This window comes from Sulfitobacter sp. D7 (assembly GCF_003611275.1).
GTDB lineage: Bacteria > Pseudomonadota > Alphaproteobacteria > Rhodobacterales > Rhodobacteraceae > Sulfitobacter > Sulfitobacter profundi.
Genome location: NZ_CP020694.1, coordinates 625663 through 650130 on the forward strand (window position 1 = coordinate 625663; position 24468 = coordinate 650130).

Annotated in this window: 23 protein-coding genes; 12 read left to right on the top strand and 11 right to left on the bottom strand. The window is 61.4% G+C overall.

The genetic code is table 11. The annotated features are described in order from the left end of the window. Window positions 1-229: 229 nt before the first annotated feature. Both B5M07_RS03070 and B5M07_RS03075 read right to left on the bottom strand, forming a co-directional pair. Window positions 230-781, bottom strand: a complete 552-nt coding sequence (locus tag B5M07_RS03070) for a L,D-transpeptidase (protein ID WP_067623420.1) — start codon at window positions 779-781, stop codon at window positions 230-232. Between the two features lie 142 nt (window positions 782-923). Continuing rightward, window positions 924-1130, bottom strand: a complete 207-nt coding sequence (locus B5M07_RS03075) for a cold-shock protein (protein WP_067265226.1) — start codon at window positions 1128-1130, stop codon at window positions 924-926. A 376-nt stretch (window positions 1131-1506) separates the two neighbouring features. On the opposite strand from B5M07_RS03075, the gene B5M07_RS03080 reads away from it, so the two are divergent. Further along, entirely contained in the window at window positions 1507-2484 is a 978-nt protein-coding gene (locus tag B5M07_RS03080) for a response regulator (protein ID WP_240791592.1), read from the top strand. 170 nt (window positions 2485-2654) lie between these two features. Here B5M07_RS03080 and ettA read toward each other — a convergent pair whose 3' ends face one another. Beyond that, window positions 2655-4310 carry an energy-dependent translational throttle protein EttA gene (gene ettA, locus B5M07_RS03085; protein WP_120350171.1) on the bottom strand — a complete coding sequence of 552 codons (1656 nt, stop codon included), beginning with the start codon at window positions 4308-4310 and terminating at the stop codon, window positions 2655-2657. A 356-nt stretch (window positions 4311-4666) separates the two neighbouring features. Here ettA and B5M07_RS03090 point away from each other — a divergent pair, with 356 nt between their 5' ends. From B5M07_RS03090 to B5M07_RS03100, 3 genes are all read left to right on the top strand, one after another. After that, window positions 4667-5104, top strand: coding sequence for a universal stress protein (locus B5M07_RS03090; RefSeq protein WP_067623405.1), 438 nt, complete (start codon window positions 4667-4669; stop codon window positions 5102-5104). A gap of 11 nt (window positions 5105-5115) precedes the next feature. Beyond that, the gene (locus tag B5M07_RS03095; RefSeq protein WP_120350172.1) at window positions 5116-6663 is read left to right on the top strand and encodes an alanine/glycine:cation symporter family protein; all 1548 of its coding nucleotides are present in this window, start codon (window positions 5116-5118) and stop codon (window positions 6661-6663) included. Window positions 6664-6745: 82 nt separating this feature from the next. Then, window positions 6746-7339, top strand: a complete 594-nt coding sequence (locus B5M07_RS03100; protein ID WP_120350173.1) for a nicotinate-nucleotide adenylyltransferase — start codon at window positions 6746-6748, stop codon at window positions 7337-7339. On the opposite strand, the gene B5M07_RS03105 is transcribed toward B5M07_RS03100, so the two are convergent. After that, entirely contained in the window at window positions 7331-8164 is an 834-nt protein-coding gene (locus tag B5M07_RS03105) for a DMT family transporter (protein WP_120350174.1), read from the bottom strand. The genes B5M07_RS03100 and B5M07_RS03105 overlap by 9 nt on opposite strands. 100 nt (window positions 8165-8264) lie before the next feature. Between B5M07_RS03105 and dacB the strand changes: the two genes are divergently transcribed. Next, entirely contained in the window at window positions 8265-9860 is a 1596-nt protein-coding gene (gene dacB, locus B5M07_RS03110; RefSeq protein WP_254693951.1) for a D-alanyl-D-alanine carboxypeptidase/D-alanyl-D-alanine endopeptidase, read from the top strand. 7 nt (window positions 9861-9867) lie between these two features. On the opposite strand, the gene B5M07_RS03115 is transcribed toward dacB, so the two are convergent. Further along, on the bottom strand, window positions 9868-10290 hold the full coding sequence (locus B5M07_RS03115; RefSeq protein WP_067622015.1) for a tellurite resistance TerB family protein: 423 nt from the start codon (window positions 10288-10290) through the stop codon (window positions 9868-9870). Between the two features lie 122 nt (window positions 10291-10412). Here B5M07_RS03115 and B5M07_RS03120 point away from each other — a divergent pair, with 122 nt between their 5' ends. The 3 genes from B5M07_RS03120 to B5M07_RS03130 all read left to right on the top strand — a co-directional run bounded on the left by B5M07_RS03120 (window position 10413) and on the right by B5M07_RS03130 (window position 14904). Further along, entirely contained in the window at window positions 10413-11993 is a 1581-nt protein-coding gene (locus B5M07_RS03120) for a lysine--tRNA ligase (RefSeq protein ID WP_120350176.1), read from the top strand. 73 nt (window positions 11994-12066) lie between these two features. Then, window positions 12067-12468 carry a DUF4864 domain-containing protein gene (locus B5M07_RS03125; RefSeq protein ID WP_067941556.1) on the top strand — a complete coding sequence of 134 codons (402 nt, stop codon included), beginning with the start codon at window positions 12067-12069 and terminating at the stop codon, window positions 12466-12468. A 147-nt stretch (window positions 12469-12615) separates the two neighbouring features. Then, the gene (locus tag B5M07_RS03130; RefSeq protein WP_120350178.1) at window positions 12616-14904 is read left to right on the top strand and encodes a glycosyl hydrolase family 28-related protein; all 2289 of its coding nucleotides are present in this window, start codon (window positions 12616-12618) and stop codon (window positions 14902-14904) included. A 59-nt stretch (window positions 14905-14963) separates the two neighbouring features. Here the strand turns inward: B5M07_RS03130 and B5M07_RS03135 are convergent, their stop codons facing one another. Together B5M07_RS03135 and B5M07_RS03140 are read right to left on the bottom strand one after the other, a co-directional pair. Next, the gene (locus B5M07_RS03135; RefSeq protein ID WP_120350179.1) at window positions 14964-15635 is read right to left on the bottom strand and encodes a hypothetical protein; all 672 of its coding nucleotides are present in this window, start codon (window positions 15633-15635) and stop codon (window positions 14964-14966) included. A 118-nt stretch (window positions 15636-15753) separates the two neighbouring features. Next, on the bottom strand, window positions 15754-15939 hold the full coding sequence (locus tag B5M07_RS03140) for a PLDc N-terminal domain-containing protein (RefSeq protein WP_067622028.1): 186 nt from the start codon (window positions 15937-15939) through the stop codon (window positions 15754-15756). 180 nt (window positions 15940-16119) lie between these two features. On the opposite strand from B5M07_RS03140, the gene B5M07_RS03145 reads away from it, so the two are divergent. Further along, entirely contained in the window at window positions 16120-16476 is a 357-nt protein-coding gene (locus B5M07_RS03145) for a PRC-barrel domain-containing protein (protein ID WP_120350180.1), read from the top strand. A 238-nt stretch (window positions 16477-16714) separates the two neighbouring features. Then, window positions 16715-16984: a GlsB/YeaQ/YmgE family stress response membrane protein gene (locus tag B5M07_RS03150; protein WP_120350181.1), complete on the top strand. Its 270-nt coding sequence runs from the start codon at window positions 16715-16717 to the stop codon at window positions 16982-16984. Window positions 16985-17045: 61 nt separating this feature from the next. Here the strand turns inward: B5M07_RS03150 and uvrB are convergent, their stop codons facing one another. Further along, window positions 17046-19250: an excinuclease ABC subunit UvrB gene (gene uvrB, locus B5M07_RS03155; RefSeq protein ID WP_120350182.1), complete on the bottom strand. Its 2205-nt coding sequence runs from the start codon at window positions 19248-19250 to the stop codon at window positions 17046-17048. A gap of 87 nt (window positions 19251-19337) precedes the next feature. Then, window positions 19338-19700, bottom strand: coding sequence for an antifreeze protein (locus B5M07_RS03160; protein ID WP_240791591.1), 363 nt, complete (start codon window positions 19698-19700; stop codon window positions 19338-19340). A 63-nt stretch (window positions 19701-19763) separates the two neighbouring features. Between B5M07_RS03160 and B5M07_RS03165 the strand changes: the two genes are divergently transcribed. Further along, a complete protein-coding gene (locus tag B5M07_RS03165; protein WP_067622040.1) occupies window positions 19764-20075 on the top strand; it encodes an ETC complex I subunit in 312 nt (103 codons plus the stop codon). A gap of 219 nt (window positions 20076-20294) precedes the next feature. On the opposite strand, the gene B5M07_RS03170 is transcribed toward B5M07_RS03165, so the two are convergent. Both B5M07_RS03170 and B5M07_RS03175 read right to left on the bottom strand, forming a co-directional pair. Further along, window positions 20295-21713, bottom strand: coding sequence for an amidase (locus B5M07_RS03170; RefSeq protein ID WP_120350184.1), 1419 nt, complete (start codon window positions 21711-21713; stop codon window positions 20295-20297). 210 nt (window positions 21714-21923) lie between these two features. Continuing rightward, window positions 21924-22730 (bottom strand): IclR family transcriptional regulator, encoded by an 807-nt coding sequence (locus B5M07_RS03175; protein WP_067628406.1) that lies wholly within the window; start codon window positions 22728-22730, stop codon window positions 21924-21926. 148 nt (window positions 22731-22878) lie between these two features. Here B5M07_RS03175 and B5M07_RS03180 point away from each other — a divergent pair, with 148 nt between their 5' ends. After that, a complete protein-coding gene (locus B5M07_RS03180) occupies window positions 22879-24435 on the top strand; it encodes a M81 family metallopeptidase (protein ID WP_120350185.1) in 1557 nt (518 codons plus the stop codon). Window positions 24436-24468: the final 33 nt, after the last annotated feature.

A 24468-nucleotide genomic window follows, 5' to 3' on the forward strand; every position in this document is an offset into this window, starting at 1 on the left:
GAGGGGCCAGCGCCTGCACGCGGTCGGCGATCCGACGGAGTTTTGTGCTACTTTATCGTTCAGCCGTGACGCGCCTTTGCAATGGCGCACCCGGCCTCACCAAATCGCCTAGCCGGTCGCACCAAAGGTGCGCTCTATATGCGGCACGCCTTTGGCGTGACGGGCGGGCGGGCGGGCGATGGCCCGGTGCCTGCGGCCTGAGTCCGGGCTGAGCGTTGTCAAAAGGGGCTTAGAGCACCGTGACCTTCGTCCCAATCGGCACACGCTGATAGAGATCGATCACATGTTCGTTCAGCATCCGAATGCAGCCGTTGGAGACCGAACGGCCGATGGAGTTCGGCTGCGTGGTCCCGTGAATGCGGAAAAAGGTGTCCCGCCCGTTCTGGAACAGGTAGAGCGCCCGCGCGCCCAAGGGGTTGCCGGGGCCGCCGGGCTGGGCGTCGGTGTTGCCGATGAAACGTTTGTAGGTCTGCGGCTCGCGTTCGATCATCTCATTGGTCGGGCGCCATGTGGGCCATTCTTTTTTGACGTCGATGGTGGCGGTGCCGGTGAATTCCAATCCCGCTTTACCGACGCCCACGCCATAGCGCATCGCTTGGCCCGGGGCGGTTACGAAATAGAGGTAATGACTGCGCGGCAGGATCAGCAATTGACCGGGCGCATATTGCGCTTTCATCGGCACCATCTGCGGGGCGGCACTGTAGGCGGCGGTGCGCGCCTGCGCCATCAGGGGAAGGGCGGCTGCGGCCACGGTGCTGGTCAGAAAACTACGGCGGCGCATGGCAGGCTCCATCAATCTATTGCTGTTTCGCTCTGCATTTTGCCACGGGGGCGCATTTTAGCAAGGCTGGACATAAAAAAACCGACCTGCCGGTATCAGCAGGTCGGTCAAATTCTTGCATCAGGGCCGAGGCCCCCGGCCATTAGGCCAGCGCGAGGTTGGTCGCGGATTCACGGCCGTCACGGCCTGCTTCGATGTCGAAGGTCACTTTCTGGTTGTCGGCCAAGCCGGTCAGGCCAGCGCGCTCAACAGCGGAAATGTGCACGAAAACGTCTTTGCTGCCGCCATCGGGAGCAATGAAGCCGAAGCCTTTAGTTGTGTTGAACCATTTTACGGTGCCAGTGGCCATATCCGTAGTCTCCATATTTATGCCATCCGCGTTGGTGCGATGGCCCGGCGTGGTTGGTCTGGATCGATAGACTGAGCGCCGTATGAGGGAGACAGTGGGTCGAAAAAGATAACGTCTGCACCGTCTATATTGCATCAGGAGGGGATTCGTTCAAGGGGCATCGCATTTTGGGGCCACAACAGGTCTGCGCTGTTGCGGATTTCGGCAAATTATCGCCACGAAGTTTCGTGTTCCCCATATTTTGCGGGGAGCGGCCCCGAATGCGCTGTCCCGAGTTTGCCTAAAACTGGTCTCATTGCTGCCCGGCATAGGTGGTTTTTTGTGAGAAAGCCCCAAGTGCGCCTGCCAGCGCCCCCCTCATGTGGAGTAATGAGACATGATGCGTATCCTTGCCGTAGACGATGACCCGGTCATCCTTGACCTGCTTACAGGTTGCCTGACCGAGAATGACAATTACGAGCTGACCTGTTGCGAAAGCTCGGAAGAGGCGCTTGAGATCATGCAAGAGTCGAACCGACCGTTCGATTCCTTCCTGCTTGATATCATGATGCCCGGCATCAACGGGATCAGCCTGTGTGAGATGATCCGCGATGTGCCTTTCTACCGCGCTGTGCCGATCATCATGATCACTGCCAGCAAAGAACCTGCGATGATGCAGCGGGCCTTTGATGCGGGGGCCACCGATTTCCTCTGCAAGCCTTTGGATGGTGTCGAGCTCAGCGCGCGGATCAATGCCGCCAGCATGCTCAATGCCTCGCTGCTGCGCGAACGTGAGGCGCAGCATACGCTGAGCGAGTTGACGCAGATGATGCAGATCCGCTTTGACGAGGATTTCGATCTCGATGTCTCGGCCTGTAGCAACGTCTCCGAGCTTGAGAATTACCTGCTGCGCCTGCCGAGCGGTTGTTTCTCGATGAGCCTCTTTTCGATCTCAGTCGAGGGTGCGCGCGGCATCTATCGCGCGGTCAAGGCCCCGGCCTTCCGCCGCCAGATGGAGCAGGTGGCCCGCGCCTCGGTGCATTCGCTGGAGGGCATGCGCTTTCATCTGGCCTATGCGGGCAGTGGGCGTTTCATCGGGGTGGTGATGAGCCGCGCCCGGTTGAACACCGCCTCCATGGCCGATCGCACGCGCGAGCATCTGGAAAAGAATTGGGACGGCAAAGGTATGAACGGCGGGCTGGCCCCGTCCTTGCAAGTGCATTCGGTCACCGAGCAGCGCCTTTGGTCGGGTCTTTCGGCCAGCAACAAGCTGCGTGAGTATCTGCAAAGCTGGGATCCGCTGCACGGTCTGGCGCGGCATGATGAGGACAACCTCTTTGCTCAGCTGGAAACGGCGATCGACGAAGAACGCTGAGGGCTCTGCTCGTCCTCAGCTTTGTGACGCGCCCGTTCTGCCGTGAGGTGGGGCGGGCGTTTCGCGTTCAGGCGATGCCCGGCGTGTCTCCGGGCGGGACCGATGCTGCGCTGAGCAAAAGAAAAGGGCGCCGGAAATCCGACGCCCTCCAAATCGCTAATCCGCTATGCTTACCGCGCGAATTTCTTGTGCTTCAGGCGCTTCGGCTCAAGCGCATCGGCACCCAGACGGCGCTTCTTGTCTTCTTCGTAATCTTCGAAGTTGCCTTCGAACCATTCCACATGCGCTTCGCCTTCAAAGGCAAGGATGTGGGTACAGATACGATCGAGGAAAAAACGGTCGTGCGAGATGACCACGGCGCAGCCCGCGAAATCGACCAGCGCGTCTTCGAGCGCGCGGAGGGTTTCGACATCGAGATCGTTGGTCGGTTCATCGAGCAGCAGCACGTTGCCGCCTTCTTTGAGCAGACGCGCCATGTGTACGCGGTTGCGTTCACCACCCGACAGCAGGCCGACTTTCTTCTGCTGGTCGCCGCCCTTGAAGTTGAAGGACGAGCAATAGGCGCGGCTGTTTACCTCGGCATCACCCAGCTTGATGATCTCGGCGCCGCCGGTGATCGCCTGCCAGACGGTGTCATCATGGTTCAGGTCATCGCGGGACTGGTCAACATAGGACAGATCAACCGTGTCGCCGTATTCGATGGTGCCTTCGTCCGGTGTTTCATGCCCGGTGAGCATTTTGAATAGCGTCGATTTACCCGCGCCGTTGGGGCCGATCACACCGACGATACCGCCGGGCGGTAGGCTGAAATTCAGCCCATCAATCAGCTGCTTGTCGCCCATGTGCTTTTTCAGGCCTTCGACCTCGATCACCTTGTTGCCAAGGCGCGGGCCGTTGGGGATGACGATCTGGGCGCGGCTGAGTTTTTCGCGCTCGGAGGTTTCGGCCATCTCGTTATAGGCCGCGATCCGGGCTTTGGATTTGGCCTGACGGGCCTTGGCACCTTGGCGCATCCATTCAAGTTCGCGCTCAAGCGTTTTTTGCTTTGACTTGTCTTCGCGGGCCTCTTGGCTCAGGCGCTTGGCTTTCTGCTCCAGCCAATCGGAATAGTTGCCCTCGTAAGGGATGCCGCGGCCACGGTCCAATTCGAGGATCCAGCTGGTGATGTCATCAAGGAAATAACGGTCGTGGGTGACGGCAAGGATCGTGCCTTTGTAGTCGATCAAGTGCTGTTGCAGCCACGCGATGGTTTCCGCGTCAAGGTGGTTGGTCGGTTCGTCCAAGAGTAGCATGTCGGGCGCTTCGAGCAGCAGTTTGCACAGCGCCACGCGGCGCGCTTCACCGCCCGAGAGGTTTTCGGGCATCGCGTCATCGGGCGGACAGCGCAGCGCTTCCATCGATACGTCGATCTGGCTGTCGAGATCCCAAAGGTCTTGGGCGTCGATGTCGTCTTGCAGCTTGGCCATCTCTTCAGCGGTCTCGTCGCTGTAGTTCATCGCCAGTTCATTGTAGCGATCCAAAATGGCCTTTTTCCCGGCCACGCCCTCCATGACGTTCTCGCGCACGGTCTTGGTCGGGTCGAGCTTGGGTTCCTGCGGCAGGTAGCCGACCTTGGCGCCCTCGGCGGCCCATGCTTCGCCGGTGAAATCTTTGTCGAGCCCGGCCATGATCTTGAGCAGGGTGGATTTACCCGCGCCGTTGACGCCGACGACACCGATCTTCACGCCGGGCAGGAAGTTCAGGTGGATGTTTTCGAATGTCTTCTTGCCCCCGGGGTAGGTCTTGGAGACGCCGGACATGTGATAGACGTATTGATAGGCAGCCATTTGGAGAATCCTCGAAACGCGATTTGGGGTTTGCAGTGCAATATCGCCCGGGCAGGGCAAGATCAAACACTCTATACGCCGCAGGGCTGTCGACCGCCGGTGTCGCAAGAGGCGCGTCTCGCGCCGCGTGCCTCAGGCGGGCGATGCGGGCTATTGGATGGTTTTACAACGGTTTGGCAGGCGATCTGTGCAGTTGGGAAGCGAAATGCGGTCGACTTTTCTGCGCTTTTTGCGCTAGGATTCTTGCAATCTACGATTGGGCGGCGATTTTCGGCCATCGTGGAGTAGGCAGGCTGAAAGCGGTGCTCACCCTTCGCGGTGCATCGACTGGCAGTCATAAAAACAGGGAAATACTCATGTCAAAATCCACAATCGTTGTGGGTCTGGACGGTTCGGAGGCCGGCGCGCGTGCTTTGGCCTTCGCTCAGGCTCAGGCCAAACAGATCGGGGATTGTTCGATCACGGTTTGCTTCGTGATCGAATGGTCGCCTTTCACTTTTCAGACCAAGGAAGAGAACGAGCAGCGCCACATGCGGCGCGAGCAGGAGTTGCAGCGCGCGCATGATGTGGTGCTTGATCCGGCAGTGGCAGAGGCCAAAGCCTCGGGCGTGGAGGTCGAAGGGATCGTGCGGCACGGTGATGTGGCCGATATCCTTGAAGGTGTCGCCAAGAAGCGCGGTGCGCTTCAGATTGTTGTCGGTCGGGTCGGTGAGCGCGGGCTCAAGCGGCTCTTTGGCGGGGTGACGGGCCGGTTGGTCGCGGGCTCCAGCGTGCCTGTCACGATCATTCCCTGAAAGGATAAGCCATGAACAAGTTATTTACCTATGTGATGGCCGTTTTTGCGTCATTGCTGCCGACCCTTGCCGCCGCGCAAGAGGCTGTCGGCGTCGACCAGCGTATCAACCAGATTTTTGCCGATTACACCGGTTGGTATGTCTCCTTCATCTTTGCCCCGCTGCCGGGCACGAATTTCTCTTGGATCGCGCTGTGGCTGGTCGTGGGGGCGGTGGTCTTTACCGTCTATTTCGGTGCCATTCAGGTCAAAGGCTTCTGGCATTCGATCCAACTGGTGCGGGGCGATTATTCTGATCCGGACGATGCGGGCGAAGTGAGCCACTTTCAGGCGTTGGCGACGGCGCTGTCGGGCACCGTGGGTCTGGGCAACATCGCAGGCGTGGCTGTGGCTGTCAGCATCGGCGGGCCGGGCGCGACATTCTGGATGGTGGTTGCGGGCCTGTTCGGCATGGCGACCAAGTTCACCGAATGTACGCTGGGCGTGAAATACCGCAATGAATTCCCCGACGGCCATGTCTCGGGCGGGCCGATGTATTATATCGTCAAAGGCTTTTCCGAGCGCGGCTTGCCGCTGGGTGGCTTCATGGCGGTGCTGTTCTCGATCTTCACCATTCTGGGCGCGCTAGGCGGGGGCAATATGTTCCAAGCCAACCAAGCCCATGCGCAGCTTGCAGGTGTTTTGGGCGACTATCCGGGCTGGATTACCGGTGTGATCCTTGCCGGTGTGACCTTTGCCGTGATCGCGGGCGGTCTGAAATCCATCGCGCGGGTGACGGAAAAGATCGTGCCCTTCATGGGTGTCTTCTATGTGCTGGTGTCGGTGCTGATCCTCATCATCAACTGGGACATGATCGGCTGGGCCTTTGGCCAGATTTTCATGGGCGCCTTTACCGGTCTGGGCGTTGTCGGCGGCTTTACTGGCGCGTTGATCCAAGGCTTCCGTCGGGCGGCCTTTTCCAACGAAGCGGGCATCGGTTCGGCGGCCATCGCCCACTCCGCGGTGCGTACCAAAGAGCCGGTGACCGAGGGCTACGTCGCGCTGTTGGAGCCGTTCATCGACACGGTGGTGATCTGCACCATGACCGCTTTGGTCATCGTAATCAGCGGCGTGCTCAACCAAGACCCCGAAACCGGGCTCTACATCTGGAACGCCGAGGCGGGCCGGATCGCGACCGAGGGTGAAGTGAGCGGCGTGGCGCTGACCTCGGCTGCCTATGCGCGGGCCTTCTCGTGGTTCCCGGTACTGCTGATGGTTGCGGTGGTGCTCTTTGCCTTCTCGACCATGATCAGCTGGTCTTACTATGGCCTCAAGGCTTGGACCTATCTGTTCGGCGAGGGAGCGGTGAAAGAGCTCGTCTTCAAGGTGATCTTCTGCGTCTTCATCGTAATCGGCGCGGCGGCGAGCCTTGGGCCGGTGATCGACTTTAGCGATGCGATGCTCTTCTCCATGGCGATCGTGAACATCATCGCGCTCTACTTCCTGATGCCGATCGTGAAGCGTGAGTTGAACAGCTATGTCACGCGGCTGCGTTCGGGCGAGATCGTGAAGCACAAGTAAGCGCCTTGCATTGACAAAGGGCAGCAATGCCCCTCCTTTGGCCCCTGATTTCTGATCGGGGGCCATTTTCTTGCGTAATACCATGCCATTCGCCACAAGTGGACAGGTCATCGGCCTGCTAGGCGGGTCGTTTGACCCGGCGCATGAGGGGCATGCACATATCACCCGCGAGGCATTGAAACGGTTCGGGCTGGACCGCGTGTGGTGGCTGCTCAGCCCCGGCAACCCGCTGAAAGAACACGGGCCAGCGCCCATGGCGCAGCGCAAAGCGCGGGCGCGGGCGGTGATGGATCACCCGCGCGTTGAGATCACCGATATCGAGGCGCAGCTTGGCACCCGCTACACGGCTCAGACGCTGGCGGCGCTGCGGCGGCACTACCCCGGCGTGCGCTTTGTCTGGTTGATGGGTGCCGATAACCTTGCGCAGTTTCATCTGTGGCAAGATTGGCGGCAAATCATGGAGACGGTGCCGGTGGGCGTGCTGGCCCGGCCCGGGCAACGTATCTCGGCCCGGATGAGCCGGGCGGCGGCGCTTTATGCGCCTTACCGGATCGCGGGGCGTAACAGCCAGCTTTTGGGCCATGCCACGGCGCCTGCGTGGTGTTTCGTGAATGTGCCCATGGTTGATGTCTCATCCACCGCGCTGCGCGCTGCCGGGGGCTGGCGCTCAGCGTAGCCGGGCCGAGGTGATGCCAGCGGTGATGATGACGGCAAGCCCCGCCCATGTCAGCGCATCGGGCAGGGTGCTAAACAGGAAGAGCCCCAGCAGCACCGCCGCGATCAGTTGGAAATAGACCAAAGGTGCCAGCCGCGTCGCGGGCGCGCGGCGATAGGCGTAGAGCAGCAGCAGATTGCCCAACATCGAAAACAGCGCGCTTGCGGTCGCCAATCCGGCGACGGGCAGGGTGGCTTGGGGCAGGTTCATCAGGCCCAAGGGCAGCAGCATCACCGCGCTCATCGCCAGTTGGGTAAAGGTCAGCGCAAGGGGTGGTGCCAGATCAGAAAGCCAGCGCGACATGGTCAGGAAAACGCCGTAGAACAGCCCCGCGGCCACGGCGAACAGCAGCCCCGGCCCGCCGGTGCCGCCGCCCAGCCCCGGACGCACCACCAGCAGCACACCGCAAAAGCCCAGCAGGATCAAAGCGCTGCGCAGCAGGCTGATGCGTTCGCGCAGGAAAATCGCGGCCAAAAGGTAGCTGACCATCGGTCCGATAAAGAAGGCGGCAAAGACATTGGCAATCGCCTCTGTCTGGAGCGCGGTTTGAATGCAGGTGATGCCCAACGCCAGCGTGGCGGCGCGCAGCCAGAGCCGCCAGTCGCGCATCAGGCCCCAAGTGCCACGCGGCAGGAACGGCAGCACCATCAGCGCGCCGATGGCAAAGCGCGACCACGCCACAAAAACCGGTGCCACGCCCATCCCCGAGGTCAAAATCTTGCCCGCGCTGTCCCCTGCGGGGATCAGTGACATGGCGATAAACATGATCGGAATAGCGCGTTGCATGACGTCGGGGTAGCAGGTCGGCGGTTTTGTGCAACCGCGAAAGGCCCCCTGTTGTCAGACAGGTTGTGGCCGAACGCCGCATGGGGTTTATATCAAGCCCATGAGCCAGAGTTTTACACGACGCATTTTCCTTGGAACGGCTGCCGCTGCGATGGTGGCGGCCTCTGCTTGGGCCGAGTCCCCGACCACTTCGTTGCGCCCCATGGGGCGTGATGACGACCTGTATAAACAGGCCATTCCTAACGTTTCCGAGATCATCGCAGACAGCGGGATCAGCGGCACGGTAGCCTTTGCCGTGGTCGATGTCGAAAGCGGCGTCTGGCTGGAGGCGTCCAACGCCACCGATGGCATTCCGCCGGCCAGCAGCATCAAGGCGATCACCGCGCTTTATGCGCTGGACCAACTGGGCCCCGATCACGTTTTCGAGACGCGGTTGCTGGCGACGGGCGGTGTGGTCAATGGCGAGGTGCAGGGCGATCTGATCCTCGTTGGCGGGGGTGACCCGACACTCGACAGCGACGATCTGGGCCAGATGGCCGAAGAGTTGAAAGAGGCGGGCATCATTGGCGTAAAGGGCACGTTCAAGGTCTATGAGGGCGCATTTCCCGCGACCTTTGCGATTGACCCCGAACAGCCCGACCATGTGGGCTATAACCCCGGCGTTTCGGGCATCGCGCTGAATTACAACCGGGTGCATTTCGAATGGAAACGCAGTGGCGGTGGTTATGACGTGACGATGGAGGGCCGCGCGGGGCGTTATGCGCCTGCTGTGCGCGCCGCCACGATGGAAGTCGTCGATCGAAGCGGGCCGGTTTACACCTATGAGAACAAACCCGACCGCGATGTCTGGACCGTGGCAAAGAGCGCCTTGGGCTCGGGCGGCGCGCGTTGGCTGCCGATCCGGCGGCCCGGCGTCTATGCGGGCGATATTTTCGCGACGATTGCCCGCAGCCACGGCATCAAGTTGGGCGATGCGGAACTGGCCGAAGCGCTGCCCGAAGGGGAGACCCTCGTCACCCATCGCAGCGCCAAGTTGCGGCCGATCCTGAAGGACATGCTGGAATATTCCACCAACCTTACGGCAGAGATGGTCGGCTTGGCCGCCAGCGCCAAACGGCTGGGAACGGTGCCCAGCCTGCGGGCCTCGGCGGCAGAGATGAACAAATGGGCGGTCGAGGAACTGGGCATGGAAAACCCGGCGATGATCGACCACTCGGGCCTTGGCGATGACAGCAAGATGACCGTGCATGACATGGCCGGGGGGCTGGCGCGCATTCACGGCACCGGGCTGCGGCCTATTCTGAAGCCGGTCTATCTGCGCGATGACCGGGGCCGTCCAGAGCGGGACAATCCGATCAAGATCGACGCAAAGACCGGGACGCTGAACTTTGTCTCGGCGCTGGCTGGGTTTTTGACCACGCCCGAAGATCGGGTGCTGGCCTTTGCGATCCTGACCGCGAACACCGATGAACGCGCCAAGATCAGCCGGGCTGAACGGGAGCGTCCGCCGGGGGCGCGGACTTGGAACGGGCGGGCCAAACGTGTGCAGCGTGGCCTGCTGGAGCGTTGGGGGCTGCTGTATAACGTGGCCGTGAAACCTGAGCCTGAAGCCGCAGCCGAGCCTGAAACGCAGACGGCCCCCGAGCCTGACGCTGAGGGCGAGGCAGAGCAGGAAGCCGTGCTGGAAGAGTCCTAACCCGCGCTTAGGTCAGATGCCGTGCCCGCGCGCCGCGCTCAATCGCGGCGGCGTGGAGCCGGTCGATGTTGAGCTCATAGCGGATCTCTTCGAGCAGGCGCAGTTCGGCTTCGTCGAGTGTGCCATCGGCGGCGGCCACGTCGCAGGCCAGCGCATAGGCCGTTTCATGCAGGCGTTCGGGCAGCGCTTCGCGGATCAGGCCAAAGAGGGCATCCAGCCCGTCTTCTTGTTCAAACAGGTCAAAGACCGTCTTGCTGATCGTGGCGACGCGGTCGTTGTCGTAGCCCGAGAACACTGGCAGCAGGTTCAGCGCGGATTCGATTTTGACCAGTTCGGCGGTGCGAATGTCTTCGTCCGAGGCCGAGACCGCGATCATCAGCGCGACAAGGCTATCTTGGGCGCTGAGCGAGAGGGAAGATGTGTCGGGCATCGGGAAATCCTTTGAACAGGTATGTTGCAGCGCAGAATATTGACCCTCAGGGTGCGAAGCAATAGGAACGGGCGACCCCGTGCGCATTGGGCGCAGGGGCGCCAAAAGATGGATGATCTAACATGTCCGAGACCCGAGACGCGGCACTCAGCAGCAAAGCATGGCCATTTGAAGAAGCGCGCCGGGTGCTCAAACGTTACGCCAAGAAACCGCCAGAGAAGGGCTATGTGCTGTTCGAGACGGGCTATGGCCCTTCCGGCTTGCCGCATATTGGGACCTTTGGCGAGGTCCTGCGCACCACGATGATCAAGCGCGCCTTTGAAGAGATCAGCGATATTCCCACCAAGCTGGTGTGCTTCTCGGACGATCTGGACGGCATGCGCAAGGTGCCGGGCAACGTGCCGCAGCAAGACATGCTGAAAGAGCATATGCACAAGCCATTGACCGTGGTGCCGGACCCCTTCGGCACGCATGAGAGCTTTGGCCACCACAACAACGCCATGCTGCGCCGCTTCCTCGATACCTTTGGGTTCGAGTATGACTTTTATTCCGCGCGCGAGTTCTATCGTTCTGGTCAATTCGATGAGGTGCTGCTGCGCGCCTGCGAGAAATACGATGAGATCATGGCGGTGATGCTGAAGTCGCTGCGCGAGGAGCGTCGTCAGACCTATTCGATCTTTCTGCCGATCCACCCCGAGACGGGCCGCGTGCTTTATGTGCCGATGAAAGAGGTCAATGCCAAGGACGGCACGATCACCTTCGACGACGAGGACGGCACCGAGATGACCCTGCCGGTGACAGGCGGCAACGTGAAGCTGCAATGGAAGCCCGATTTCGGCGCGCGTTGGGCCGCTCTGGATGTCGACTTTGAGATGTACGGCAAAGAACACGCGACCAATACCGCGATCTATGACCGTATCTGTGAGATCCTCGGCGGCAAAAAGCCCGAGCATTTCAGCTATGAGCTGTTCCTTGATGAGAACGGTCAGAAGATTTCCAAGTCCTCGGGCAACGGCATTTCGATCGACCAGTGGCTGACCTATGCCAGCACTGAGAGCCTGTCGTATTTCATGTTCCAAAAGCCCAAAACGGCCAAACGCATGTATTTCGACGTGATCCCCAAGGCGGTGGACGAATACCACCAGCAGCTGCGGGCCTATGAAACACAGGACACCAAGGCGCGGCTCAACAACCCGGTTTGGCATATCCACGGCGGCGATGTGCCCCAGTCGGATATGGTGGTGCCCTTCTCGATGCTGCTGAACCTTGCGAGCGTGTCGAGCGCCGAGGACAAGTCGCAGCTTTGGGGCTTTATCCAGCGCTATGCGCCTGAGGCCACGCCGGAAAACAACCCCGGAATGGATCAGGCGGCGGGCCATGCGGTGCGCTATTTCAATGACTTCGTCAAACCGACCAAAGTGTTCCGCGCGCCGAGCGATCTGGAGCGCGAAGCGCTGGAAGACCTGCGCGAGCGGCTGAAGGTTTGGGACGGTGGTCTGGATGCCGAGGCGTTGCAGAGCATGGTTTTTGCCGTCGGCAAAGAGCGTTTCGACCCGCTGCGCGACTGGTTCACGGCGCTTTACGAAGTGCTGCTGGGGGCCAGCCAAGGGCCGCGATTTGGTGGGTTTATCGCGCTTTACGGCGTGGATGAGACCGTGGCACTGATCGACGCCGCACTGGAAGGCAAGCTGACCAACACGTGAAACTTTTGCCTCTGCCCTTGCGTGACTTAGATCATTCAATATGGGCAAAGGGGGAAAGGCGATGCGTAAAGGGATGTTCACATTTTTCGGAGGGCTGGTGCTGTCGGCCCTCCTGAGCTTTGGCGCTATGGCGCAGCAGGCCGAGATCGAAGAGACGATCAACAGCCAATTCGACGCCTTTCGCGCGGATGACTTTGCCGCTGCCCTCGAATTCGCCACGCCGAATTTGCAGCGCTTTTTCCAGACCCCCGAGAACTTTCGCAGCATGGTAAGCAACGGGTATCCCATGGTGCAGAACCCTGCCGAGGTGCGGTTTCTGGACCGTCGCGCGGATGGGTCGCGCTTTTATCAGGTGGTGCAGGTTGTCGACCCCAAGGGGTTTACCCATTTGCTGGGCTATCTGATGGAGCAGACGGACGCAGGCTGGCGCATCGGAGGGGTGCAGATCCTCGACGCGCCGGGGGCCAACGTCTGAGCGCTGTTGCGCGGTGCCCGCACGGCGGGCCAAGCGGCGATTAACACATCGTTGATACTTCCCTGACCTCACGGTTCGGCCTGTCCGAGCCAGAGCAGTTGAGCGGCGCGCCCCGGTGGGAGGTGCGGACCGGGGAAAGGAAAAGCGATGAACAAGGCGATTACCGACGGCGTGGTGCTGATGCCGGCACCCTTTGCGGCGGGTCTGGATGTCTGGTCAAGCGGCGATGGCACGCCGGGGTCAGACACCTATGAGAACGCGGCCAATGCGGCCTTTGTCCCGGCAGATCAGGATTTCGGCGGGGCGCTGGAGCTGCTGAAGACCCAAAGTACCCAACAATTGCGATACATGGGGCAAACCACGCTGCTGCCGGGGTGTTATCTGCGGGTGACGGCGCGGGTGAAGGCGGTCAGCGGCAATCTGCCAACGGTGCGGATCGCGGGATACCCGGCGCAATCGGGCGGGGGCCGGGTGAGCGGCGTGACGGAAGCTGGCCCGGCGGAGACGCTGACGACCTATGGCGAGGTGGTCGAGGTGAGCGCGATCATCGGCAGCGGCGACCGGGGCGGCGTCGACATGGTTTGGGGCACCGGGGCCGTCTACGGCCATTTTGGGCTGGACCTGACCGGGCCGACCGGTGGCGTGGTTCGGATCGACGATATCGAGATCGAAGATGTCACTTCTGTTTTCCTGCGGGACATGCTGGCGCAGGTTGATGTGCGCGACTTTGGTGCGGTGGGCAATGGGGTGAGCGATGACACAGCCGCCTTTGAGGCCGCCAATGCCGCCGCCGACGGGCGCACGGTCTTGGTGCCTGCGGGGAATTATCTGCTGAACGGGGATGTCACCTTTGACACGGCGGTCAAGTTTGAGGGCCATGTCACCATGCCGGTGGGGGCCGTTCTGCTGCTGCGCCGCAACTTTGACCTGCCCAGCTATATCGAAGCCTTCGAAAACGAAGAAACCGCTTTTCTCAAAGCGTTTCAGGCACTTCTGAACAACGCGGATCACGACTCTCTCGACATGGGCGGGCGCAAGGTGAATGTGACCGGACCGCTGGATATGCAGGCGGCGGTGCCGGACAAGACCAGCTATGCCACGCGTCGGGTGATCCGAAATGGCCAGCTTGAGGCGGCGTCGAGCAGCAATTGGGACACGGTGGTGGTGACCTCTCAGGCGCGCTATGCCGCCTCGGATAGCCGCAAGCTGACCAATGTGACCAATATCGCCAATATCCCCGTCGGCGCGCTGGTTGAAGGCACTGGGGTGGGGCGCGAGATCTATGTGCGCTCCAAAAACGTCGCCACGCAGGAGATCACCCTTAATGCGCCGCTCTACGATGCGGAGGGGACGCAGAATTTCACCTTCCGCAAGTTCCAACACATGGTGGATTTCAGCGGTTTTGCCTCGCTGTCGAAGTTCGTGATGGCCGACATCGAATTCCAGTGCAACAACCGCTGTAGCGCGATCAACCTTGCGCCTGCGGGGCTGATCTTTCACCTGCGCGATTGTTTTGTCAGCCGCCCCAAGGACCGCGGTGTCACGTCGATCGGCGGGGGCTGTCAGGGCATGTTGATCGACCGCTGCCAGTTCCTGTCGGCGGAGGATGCGCTGACGGTGCCGAACCGGACCTCTATCGCGCTCAACACCAACGCCAACGACGTGAAGCTGCGCGACTGCCGCGCCACCAAGTTCCGCCATTTCGCGCTGCTGGCGGGGGGCAACAGCATCGTGACGGGCAATCACTTCTTTCAAGGGGATGAGGTCGACAACGGTGTGCGCTCGGCGGGGCTCATCCTTGCCTCGGCGCATACCAGCGCGGTGGTGACGGGCAATTACGTCGACAACTGCTTTATCGAATGGACGAATGAGCAGGACCCGACCCCCGCCTTCACTTCGGGCTATTCGTTCAGTGCGCTCAGCATCAGCGACAATATCTTTCTGTCGGGGGAGGTGGCGCCTTGGTTCAGCTATATCGTGGTAAAACCGCATGGCGCGGGGCATTTCCTGAGCGGGGTGGCGATCACCGGCAACCGTTTCCGCAGCCTGAACGGCAGCATCGACCGGGCGGAGCGGGTGGATACGACCTTTGCCGACCTTGATCTGTCGCGCTGCAAGAACGTGGTGATGAAGGGCAATTCTTTCCATGCGGTGACCACGCAGGTGGAGAATATGGCCGAGATTGAGTTCACGCAGTCCACGCCGTCAGAGACTTGGGTGATCGATACGGCGGGCCATTTGCCTTTCGAGGGGCAGGCGCTGAACAGCGATGCGGTGGTGGCTCATGGTGCGATCCGCAACAGCAACAACGTGGCGCAGTTTGATATGCCTTACGTGACACATGCCGAAGGGCCGGACCGAGATCAGCTTCATGTGGTCTGGCCGACGCCGGTGAAGGGGAAGGTCTCTGTGATGGTGCGGATGGACAACCGCTGATCCCGGCGGCTTGCTGAACCACTGAAGGGCCCTGCCGGAGATCGGCGGGGCCTTTTTTGTCAGAACTCCCGCCAGAGGCTGAGGGTGAGGGCGGTATTTTCGGGCGCGTCGATTGGAATTTCGCTGCCCAATTGCAGGCGGTACTTGCTGAAGCTGGGCGACAGGACGATGGACGGCGCGAATTTGGCGTAGGTTTCGCCACCGGTGTAGGTCAGAAAGACCTGCGCCATTCCGGTGGTCACCGGAGTGAAGTCCAGCCCGGCGGTGCTGTCGATCTTGATGACCTCTTGCGAAAACCCAAACTCCCACCTTGCCGAAGTATCGACGGTCAGCCAGCCGTTTCGCGCGCCCAAGGTGAAGCCGCGGCCCCAAGACAGCCCCGCCCTGAGGTGGGGAGAGATCTGATCCCCCGACCAGCTTGCTCCGGCGCCGATGTCATAGGCCCAACGCCCCATTTCGGTCGGCTCTCCCAAGGGAAACCGCAGGAACACGGTGGCATGGCCGCTTTGTTGGCCAAAGCGGCTTTGGGCGGTGTTCAGGTCGAAGCCGAGGGTCAGGGTCTCGCGCAGCCCGTATTCGATATAGGTGCTTTGGCTAAGGTCGTAGAAGTAGGTCGCCGAGAAGGAGCTTGAGATAAAAGTCGTGCCCTCTTCGCGCAGCCATGGACCGGCTGGGGCGGCGGCGGGGCTTAGCTGGCAGGCCAGCAGGGTAAGGCAAAAGGCAGATCGCATGGCAGGCTCCTGCGGCGATCTTGGTTAATAGCGGTTAACAAATCGTTGCCTCGGACGGTCGAACGTAAAAACCCGGCGCCATGGGCACCGGGTTTCGGGGTCGTCTATGTCAGGGCTGTTACACGTGGGCTTTGTTGCCACGTGGGCCTGCGATCAGCCAGACGATGAAGCCGAGTACAGGCAGGATGATGATGCCCAACACCCAAGCGATTTTGGCAGCGCCCGAGGCGTTTGAGGTGATGACCTGATAGATGGCGTAGATGTCGGCGATGAGGACGATGAGCCCTAAAAGTCCATATTCCATTGTATGATCCCTCTCGAATGCGTGTGTTTCTATTGAGTCATCAACTTAAGCGAGGGCCAAATAGTTCCCAAGCCGCGCCGCGCGGAAGTGAGCCGATCTTTGCCAGCCCGCCCGCATGACGGGAACCGGCGCCGTCTGCCTTGGGTTTTGTCATTACAGCAATCATGAGAGGAACAAGCCATGACTGACACGACAGCACCCGCATCGCTGGTTTCTTCGGACAATGTGAACGGCACCGCCGTTTTCAGCGCGGATGGGACCGAAATCGGCCATATCGACCACCTGATGATCGACAAGAAATCCGGCAAGGTTGCCTATGCCGTGATGGGTTTCGGCGGCTTTCTCGGCATCGGAGAAGAGCATTACCCCGTGCCTTGGAACGCGCTGGACTATGATCCGGCCCGCGATGGTTTCAGGACAAACATCGACGAGGCCACGGTCAAAGGTGCGCCGGAACGAACCGAACAGTGGCACAGCGACCGCGCATGGCAAGAGCGCACGTTTGACCACTACGGCGTGCCCTACTACTGGCTTTGATCGGTATTCCCGACTGACAAGGGGGAGGCGGTATCGCCTCCCTTTTTTGTGGGGGCGATATTCAGCGCAGCCCATTGTTTTCGCGGCGCGGATCGGGTCTCATGCCGGGACGGCCGGTTTGGCCGTGACTGAAAAGGGAATTCTCGATGCGCCGATTGATCGCTTTTAGCCTGCTGCTTACCCTCGCGGGGTGCGGCGTGCCATTCGTACCATTCATCTGATGTAGGAGATCCGTTTGATGGAAGCCTTTCTTGATACGCTTGGCGCGGTGGCGCTGATCGCGCTTGTGGTCGTCGGGCTTGCTGCTGGGGCGATTGCTGGCGCCGTGGCAGGCCGGCACCGAATTCTGTACCTCATTCTGGGGGTTGTGGGCGCCGTGGCGCTGCCCTTTATCCTTGCCGCGCTTGGCGTCACGGTGGTGGCGGCGGGGGGCTTGCTTTTGCTGCTGGTCGTGGCGGCGATTGGCGCGGCGCTGGTGCTGGCCTTAGTGGCGGCACTTCGACGGTAGCTTGGCCGCTCTGACATGTTGATCGTGCGTAAGGGCCGCCCCATGGGGCGGCCCTTACGCGTTACCGTTTGCGGCGCTTGACGTTGCCGCCGCGCATCCCGCCGCGGCCAGAGGTGCTGCGCCCCGAGGCCTGCTGGGCAGCATCGACGGCGCGGTCCACCGCCTGCTGCCGGGCCATCGGGTCATCGGCCACGGCCAAATCCACCGCCTCCAGCCGTTTGACTTCATCGCGCAGCCTTGCGGCCTCTTCGAACTCAAGGTTCTCGGCCGCTTTGCGCATGTCGGTGCGCAGCCCGTCGAGCACGGTTTGCAAATTGCCGCCTGCCAACGGGTTGTCGACTTTGGCGGTGACGCGGTTCATGTCCACATCGCCTTTGTAGAGCCCGGCAAGGATGTCTTCGACGTTTTTCTTGACCGTCGCGGGGGTGATGCCGTGTTCTTCGTTATAGGCGATCTGCTTGACGCGGCGGCGCTCAGTCTCGCCCATGGCGCGTTCCATCGAACCGGTGATGCGGTCGGCATACATGATGACCCGGCCTTCGGCGTTCCGCGCGGCGCGGCCAATGGTCTGGATCAGTGAGGTTTCCGAGCGCAGGAAGCCTTCTTTGTCGGCATCGAGAATGGCCACCAGCCCACATTCGGGAATGTCGAGCCCCTCACGCAGCAGGTTGATCCCGATCAGCACATCAAAAGCCCCGAGCCGCAGATCGCGCAGGATTTCGATCCGCTCGATCGTGTCGATGTCGGAGTGCATGTAGCGCACGCGGATGCCCTGTTCGTGCATGTATTCGGTGAGGTCTTCGGCCATGCGTTTGGTCAGCACGGTGCAGAGTGTGCGGTAGCCATCGGCGGCGACTTTGCGGACCTCATCCAGTAGGTCATCGACCTGCATCTCGACGGGCCGGATCTCGACTTGGGGGTCCAGCAGGCCGGTGGGGCGGATCACCTGTTCGGTGAAAACACCGCCAGTCTGCTCAATCTCCCATGCCGCGGGCGTGGCCGACACAAAGACCGACTGGGGGCGCATGGCGTCCCATTCCTCGAACTTCAACGGGCGGTTGTCCATGCAGGACGGCAGACGGAAGCCGTGTTCGGCCAGCGTGAATTTGCGCCGATAGTCGCCTTTGTACATGCCGCCGATCTGCGGGACCGAGACGTGGCTTTCATCGGCAAAGACGATGGCGCTGTCGGGGATGAATTCGAAGAGGGTGGGGGGCGGCTCACCCGGTGCGCGGCCCGTCAGATAGCGCGAATAGTTCTCGATCCCGTTGCAGACGCCGGTGGCCTCCAGCATCTCAATGTCGAAATTGGTGCGCTGTTCCAGCCGCTGCGCTTCCAGCAGTTTGCCATCGGCGACCAGTTGGTCGAGCCGGGTGCGCAACTCTTTCTTGATGCCGATGATAGCTTGGGACATCGTCGGTTTCGGCGTGACGTAGTGGCTGTTGGCGTAGACGCGGATCTGGTCGAACGTGTCCGTCTTCTCGCCCGTCAGCGGGTCGAATTCGGTGATGCTTTCCAATTCCTCGCCAAAGAAGCTGAGCCGCCATGCGCGGTCATCAAGGTGAGCGGGGAAGATTTCAAGGCTGTCGCCGCGCACACGGAAAGAGCCGCGCTGGAATGCTGCATCGTTGCGCTTGTACTGCTGCGCCACCAGATCGGCGATCACCTTGCGCTGGTCGTACATGCCGCCCGCTTTCAAGTCTTGCGTCATCGCGCCGTAGGTCTCGACGCTACCGATGCCGTAGATGCAGGAAACCGAGGCCACGATGATCACATCGTCACGCTCTAACAGCGCGCGGGTGGCGGAGTGGCGCATCCGGTCGATCTGTTCGTTGATCTGGCTTTCCTTCTCAATGAAGGTATCGGACCGCGCGACATAGGCTTCGGGCTGGTAGTAGTCGTAGTATGAGACGAAATATTCCACCGCGTTGTCGGGGAAGAAGCCCTTGAATTCGCCGTAAAGCTGCGCCGCCAGCGTCTTGTTGGGCGCAAGGATGATCGCTGGGCGCTGCGTTTCCTCGATCACCTTGGCCATGGTGAAAGTCTTGCCCGTGCCGGTCGCGCCCAGAAGCACCTGATCGCGCTCGCCCGAGTTCACCCCTTCGGTCAATTCCTTGATCGCGGTGGGCTGGTCGCCCGCCGGAGCGAACTCGGTCACCAGCTTGAACTTATGGCCGCCCTCCAGCTTGGGGCGGCTGCGCACGTCTGGCGCGGGGTTTGCCAGCATCGGCATCCCCTCGGATTTGTCGGAATGGGCATAGGGCATCGCGGGTATCCTTCGTCAAGCTTCCCATAGGTGCCCTCTTTCACGCGGGGTTCAAGGGGCAGGGGGCCGCGAAGGGCGCTTTTGCCGCTACTTCATCAATCGTTTACGATTCTGTCGCACCTTGCGGGCAAGGGGCGCGAGCGAGGCGTTCATGACCTGATCGGGGCTTTTGCCCAGCATCATTGCCTGCGTCCCGGCGCTGAAGGCTTTAACCATGGCGGGGCCTTTCTCGGCGACCATGCGGTTATTTTCACCGGGACGCGCGGGCAGCGCACCGGCCATGGCCAAAAGGCGCAGGGACATCACGATCTGGGTTTCGACCGCCAAGGCGGCAAACTGGCTTTGTAACGCAAAGAAGGTAAAGGGGGTCATATCGTGCACTCCAATGAGGTAGCCATCATGTAGTCTCTGCACCGCAGCATGGTAGGGTTTATTTGCACGATCCTGCATTCCCTTGCCCCTTGGCACGGAATATTAGATAAAGCCCGAGGTTCCTGAAGCGAGAGTCCCGAAATGCGCGCACGTATCTACCAACCCGCCCGTACAGCGATGTCCTCCGGCACGGCCAAGACCCGTGTTTGGTTGCTTGAGTTTTCGCCCGCGGAAGCGCGCAGCGTTGATCCGCTGATGGGCTGGACCTCGTCCGATGATACGCAGAGCCAAGTGCGCTTGCAGTTCGACACCCGCGAAGCCGCCGAAGAATACGCCCGCGATCACGGCATCGACGCGCAGGTGCAACTGCCCAACAAGCGCAAGCCCAACATCCGCGCCGGTGGCTATGGCGAGAATTTCGCGACCGGGCGGCGTGGGGCGTGGACCCACTGAGGGGCAGACGGCTCTGCACTTCACCTGATCAACATCGCTGCTGGCCCCGCTTTCGGAGGGCTTGCGTGAATATGAACCGATGCCGCTGACAACTGTCACAATGGCGAGAACTGGCGTCGTTTAAGCGCCAGCGACCTTCACTTCGTTCCGCTTAATCAGGTCCCGACCGGGGCTGCCGCCGCTCCGTTTCTGCGGAACGTTACAGCCCCGATGATCGCCTCAAATTCCCCACAATCTGGTGCACGCCGGAGGAATCTCGCCTTCGATCGCCGCCATGGCGTCGACGATAAGATCCTCGCGCCAGCGGCGGCCTGCGATTTGCACGCCGATGGGCTGCGGTCCGCTGGGCAACTCTGCGATATGCGTGGGGATGTTGCCCGCGGGCAGGCCGGTAAAGTTCATGACGAAAGACCAAAGCCCCTTCCCCAAGACCTCACGAACGCCTTCCAGACCTTCGGTGTCGCGCCCGGCTGTGAAGAACGGGGCGAACATGAAGGGGGTCAGCACGAGGGGGTAGTCCTCTAGGAACATCGACCATTCGCGCGCGTAATGGGTGCGTTTGGCGACCATGGAGAGCTGCTCGGTGCCTTTGAAGGGCGGGTATTCGGTGTAGTAATTTTCAAAGATCGCCTTCAGATCGTCAGACCCATGGGCCAGGATATCCTCGCCCATCAGGGCCTCGACTTCGCCCATGAGGGCGCGATACCCATTTTTCCCGGTTTCATAGGCGAGCGGCGGCTCCACCTCTTCGACGGCATAGCCCGCGTTGTCGAGCGCGGATGCCGCCTTGTCGAGGGCGGTGGCCACGTCCGGGTGCAGGCCAAAGCCGAAATCATCGCGGGTGAAGGCCACGCGGATCGGGCCTTCGATCGCTTCGCCGCGCCACGGCAGGGGCACGTGAAACGGATCACGCGCATCCGCGGCGATCAGGCTGGGCATCGACAGATGCAGGTCCGCTGCCCTGCGCGCAATCAGGCCCTGCACCGACATGGATTGCGCCAAAAAGCCCCGCTCGGCCCTCTGGCTGGGGTTGAATGCGGCCACCCGGCCCAGACCCGGCTTTACCGTCACCGCCCCATTGGCCGAGGCCGGGAAGCGCAGGGAGCCGCCGATGTCGTTGCCATGCGCCAGCGCGCCGATCCCCGCCATGACAGCCGCCCCCGCGCCGCCGGAGGAGCCGCCCGCCGACAGGTGTCGCCCCCAAGGGTTGTAGGTGCGCCCATAAAGCGGGTTGTCGGTATCGGCGCGAAAGGAGAATTCCGGCGTGTTGGTGCGCCCGATCACGATTGCGCCCGCTTGTTTGAGGTTGCGCACCACCGGCGCGTCTTCGGGCGCGATGACATCTTTAAAGGCAGGGACGCCGTTGCTGGTGGCGTGGCCCTTTTGATCTACGTTGATTTTGATGGTCACCGGAACACCGTGCAGCGGCCCCTTGGGCGCGCTGCTTTTATCGAGCGCTGCCGCTTCGGCGCGGGCCTCGGCGGCGAGGTTTTCGACCACCGCGTTCAACGCCGGATTGACCTCTTCCATGCGCGCAATCGCCGCCTCGGTCGCTTCAACCGCCGAGAGTTTGCCTGCGCGGGTCGCGCTTGCGATTTCCTGCGCGTCCCATTGCCAAAGCGGTTTACTGTCGGTCATTCCGGTTCCTTTCGTTCAGTCATTTTTCAAAGCGGCATCCGCGCCCCGATGTCGCGAACTTCGGAGAAAGAATTTAGCAACGCAAGTAAATTCGGGGCGAAATGCGCGGGCGTTGATGGGGTTGGTTATATAGCAGGCTTTTCGTGGCCCTCGCGCGGCTGGCCAATGTTTGGGGGCAGAGCGATCCCGCAAGGGCGGCCAAAAACACGATCATCCGGCCATGATGGCGTTGGCGGCTTCGATGGCCAAGGGCGCTGCTTTGGCGACAAACTCTTCCGGCGTGTATTCCGAGAGGGAACCGGCAAGGTGGATCGCGCTGAGAGGGGCGCCGTTGCGGTCGGTGATGGCAACGCCCACCGCCACTTCGCCCAAGGCGTATTCATCGCATACCACGGCAAAGCGATTTTCGCGGGCGAGGCTGAGTTCGGCCATGATCGCTTCGGGGTCGGTCTTGGTGCTGGAGGTAAAGGGATGCAGCGGCGCGCGGGTAAGAATTTCGCGCGCCTCGTCTTCGGGAAGCTGCGAAAGCGCCGCCCGCCCGCCCGCGGTGCAAAAGGTTGGCACGCTGTGGCCCACAAGGGTCGCGAAAAAGGTCTCGCGTTTGCTTTGCATCCGCAGGGCATAGATCAGGCGCGTCTCATCATAGAGGCTCAGGTCGACCCGCTCGCGCAGGGATTTGCGCAGTTCCAGCAAGACCGGGGTGGCTTTTTGCACCACAGGGTCGAGCCGCAGCAGATCAAGCGTGTGATCCAGCAGGCGGATGCCCGGCAGATATCCGCGGTCGTCCCCGCTGCGCCGGATATAGCCACTCTTCGTGAGCGTATGCACCAGCCGTTGGGCCGCGGATCGGTCGATCCCGGCGGTCTTGGCGATGTCGGAAAGCGTCATCGGCCCGGTCGCGTGGTGGAAGGCCCCCAGCACCTGCATTGCGCGATCTGCTGCCCGGACGAACAATCGGTCGTCATCTGCCTGATTCTGCGCCGCCTGCGGGGCGTCTTCTCGGAAAAATCTGCTCATGAATGGCCTGTAGTTGACGAATCGTTAATGCGCCGCTTACGCTTGCTGTGCATTATAGGTGTATTGCAGTGCGATACTCAAGAGGTGCAGTCCCGCAAATACAGGGGCTGGTAAGGCGAAGGAGACAGGTTTGGGAAGTGGTTCTGGAATGCGCGTCGCTGTTGCGGGCTTTCTGCACGAGACAAACACATTCGCCCCTAATCCAGCGGATATGGAGGCTTTCCAACGGGGCGGTGGCTATGTCCCCATGGTGCGCGGCGCGGCGATGTTCTCCGCCTTCCAAGAGGTCAATCTTGGCATGGCGGGCGCGCTGCGGGTTGGGCAGGCCCAAGGCTGGGATATCGTTCCGATCCTTTGGGCAGGGGCGATCCCCTCGGCCCATGTGAGCCGCGACGCCTATGAGACGATCGCCGGTGAGATCATTGAAGGCATCCGAAATGCCGGGCCGCTTAACGGGGTCTTTTTGGACCTGCACGGCGCCATGGTGGCTGAACATCTCGACGACGGGGAAGGGGAACTAATCCGGCGTCTGCGCGAGGTCGTGGGGCCGGATTTGCCCATCGCAACGGCGCTTGATCTTCATGGCAATATTTCTGAAGATTTTGTTTCGAATGTCGATGTGCTGGTCGGCTTTCGCACCTATCCGCATGTGGATATGGCCGAAACCGGCGCCGCTGCGGCCCGCCATCTTGACCGGATCATGACCACGGGCCTGCGCCCGGCCAAGGCCTTTCGCCAGATGTCATATCTGGTGCCGATCCCGTTTCAATCGACTGAAATGTCGCCGGGGCGCGAGATCTATGAGGGTGTTGCTGCCTGCGAGGCTGCCGGGGCGCTTTCGGCCAGCCTGTTCATGGGCTTTCCAGCCGCGGATATACCGGACTGTGGCCCCGTGTCCGTGGCCTATGGCGAAACTCAGGCCCACGCCGATGCCGCCGCCGACAGGCTTGCGGCGTCCTATGAAGCGGCAGCGCCCGCTTTTCTAAAGAACGAAGCCTATGACCCCGACGCAGCGGTGGCAGAGGCGCTCTCACGCGCCGCCGGGCCGGGCCGGGGGCCTGTCGTCATCGCCGACACCCAAGACAATCCCGGCGCGGGGGGCGTTTCAGCGACCACCGGCATGTTGCGCGCCTTGGTCAAGGCAGAGGCGCAGAATGCAGCCATCGGTTTGATCGTCGACCCCGCCGCCGCCGAAGCGGCCCATCAGGCCGGGGTCGGGGCCGAAGTTAATGTCGCCCTTGGCGGCCATGCCAGCGTGACGGAGGACGCGCCGTTTCAGACGACGGCCACCGTGATGCATCTGTCTGACGGGACGCTGCGCGCAACGGGCCCCTATTATGGCGGCACGGCGCTGAACCTCGGACCTTCCGCCTGTCTGCGCATCGGTGGTGTTCATGTCGTTGTGACCAGCCGCATTGCCCAGATGGCCGACCGCGAGATGTTTCGCTTTGTCGGCATCCCGCCCGAAGAGATGGGCCTGCTGGTGGTCAAAAGCTCCACCCATTTCCGGGCAGACTTTGCCCCCATCGCGCGCGACATCCTTGTCGCCTGCGCGCCGGGGCCGATGCCCCTCAATCCGGCCGACTTGCCCTTCACGCGTCTGCGCGCTGGGCTTCGGCTGTCCCCAGATGGTCCCCGGTTCGGGGCCGACGGTGCACCTTCTGCACCACCTGACCATGGCGGCAAGACTGCCATGGCCCAATAAAAAATCAAAAGATCACTCAACAAGGGAAAACCA

What these genes read in the sequence shown, in the direction of transcription:
- B5M07_RS03100 (WP_120350173.1), top strand. Translation starts at nt 6,746, where the DNA reads ATGCCATTCGCCACAAGTGGACAGGTCATCGGCCTGCTAGGCGGGTCG.
- B5M07_RS03165 (WP_067622040.1), top strand. Translation starts at nt 19,764, where the DNA reads ATGCGCGCACGTATCTACCAACCCGCCCGTACAGCGATGTCCTCCGGC.
- B5M07_RS03120 (WP_120350176.1), top strand. Translation starts at nt 10,413, where the DNA reads ATGTCCGAGACCCGAGACGCGGCACTCAGCAGCAAAGCATGGCCATTT.
- B5M07_RS03070 (WP_067623420.1), bottom strand. Translation starts at nt 781, where the DNA reads ATGCGCCGCCGTAGTTTTCTGACCAGCACCGTGGCCGCAGCCGCCCTT.
- B5M07_RS03180 (WP_120350185.1), top strand. Translation starts at nt 22,879, where the DNA reads ATGCGCGTCGCTGTTGCGGGCTTTCTGCACGAGACAAACACATTCGCC.
- B5M07_RS03080 (WP_240791592.1), top strand. Translation starts at nt 1,507, where the DNA reads ATGATGCGTATCCTTGCCGTAGACGATGACCCGGTCATCCTTGACCTG.
- B5M07_RS03145 (WP_120350180.1), top strand. Translation starts at nt 16,120, where the DNA reads ATGACTGACACGACAGCACCCGCATCGCTGGTTTCTTCGGACAATGTG.
- dacB (WP_254693951.1), top strand. Translation starts at nt 8,265, where the DNA reads ATGAGCCAGAGTTTTACACGACGCATTTTCCTTGGAACGGCTGCCGCT.
- B5M07_RS03125 (WP_067941556.1), top strand. Translation starts at nt 12,067, where the DNA reads ATGTTCACATTTTTCGGAGGGCTGGTGCTGTCGGCCCTCCTGAGCTTT.
- B5M07_RS03140 (WP_067622028.1), bottom strand. Translation starts at nt 15,939, where the DNA reads ATGGAATATGGACTTTTAGGGCTCATCGTCCTCATCGCCGACATCTAC.
- B5M07_RS03175 (WP_067628406.1), bottom strand. Translation starts at nt 22,730, where the DNA reads ATGAGCAGATTTTTCCGAGAAGACGCCCCGCAGGCGGCGCAGAATCAG.
- B5M07_RS03170 (WP_120350184.1), bottom strand. Translation starts at nt 21,713, where the DNA reads ATGACCGACAGTAAACCGCTTTGGCAATGGGACGCGCAGGAAATCGCA.
- B5M07_RS03095 (WP_120350172.1), top strand. Translation starts at nt 5,116, where the DNA reads ATGAACAAGTTATTTACCTATGTGATGGCCGTTTTTGCGTCATTGCTG.
- B5M07_RS03130 (WP_120350178.1), top strand. Translation starts at nt 12,616, where the DNA reads ATGAACAAGGCGATTACCGACGGCGTGGTGCTGATGCCGGCACCCTTT.
- B5M07_RS03160 (WP_240791591.1), bottom strand. Translation starts at nt 19,700, where the DNA reads ATGCAGGATCGTGCAAATAAACCCTACCATGCTGCGGTGCAGAGACTA.
- B5M07_RS03150 (WP_120350181.1), top strand. Translation starts at nt 16,715, where the DNA reads ATGGAAGCCTTTCTTGATACGCTTGGCGCGGTGGCGCTGATCGCGCTT.
- B5M07_RS03135 (WP_120350179.1), bottom strand. Translation starts at nt 15,635, where the DNA reads ATGCGATCTGCCTTTTGCCTTACCCTGCTGGCCTGCCAGCTAAGCCCC.
- B5M07_RS03075 (WP_067265226.1), bottom strand. Translation starts at nt 1,130, where the DNA reads ATGGCCACTGGCACCGTAAAATGGTTCAACACAACTAAAGGCTTCGGC.
- uvrB (WP_120350182.1), bottom strand. Translation starts at nt 19,250, where the DNA reads ATGCCCTATGCCCATTCCGACAAATCCGAGGGGATGCCGATGCTGGCA.
- ettA (WP_120350171.1), bottom strand. Translation starts at nt 4,310, where the DNA reads ATGGCTGCCTATCAATACGTCTATCACATGTCCGGCGTCTCCAAGACC.
- B5M07_RS03115 (WP_067622015.1), bottom strand. Translation starts at nt 10,290, where the DNA reads ATGCCCGACACATCTTCCCTCTCGCTCAGCGCCCAAGATAGCCTTGTC.
- B5M07_RS03105 (WP_120350174.1), bottom strand. Translation starts at nt 8,164, where the DNA reads ATGCAACGCGCTATTCCGATCATGTTTATCGCCATGTCACTGATCCCC.
- B5M07_RS03090 (WP_067623405.1), top strand. Translation starts at nt 4,667, where the DNA reads ATGTCAAAATCCACAATCGTTGTGGGTCTGGACGGTTCGGAGGCCGGC.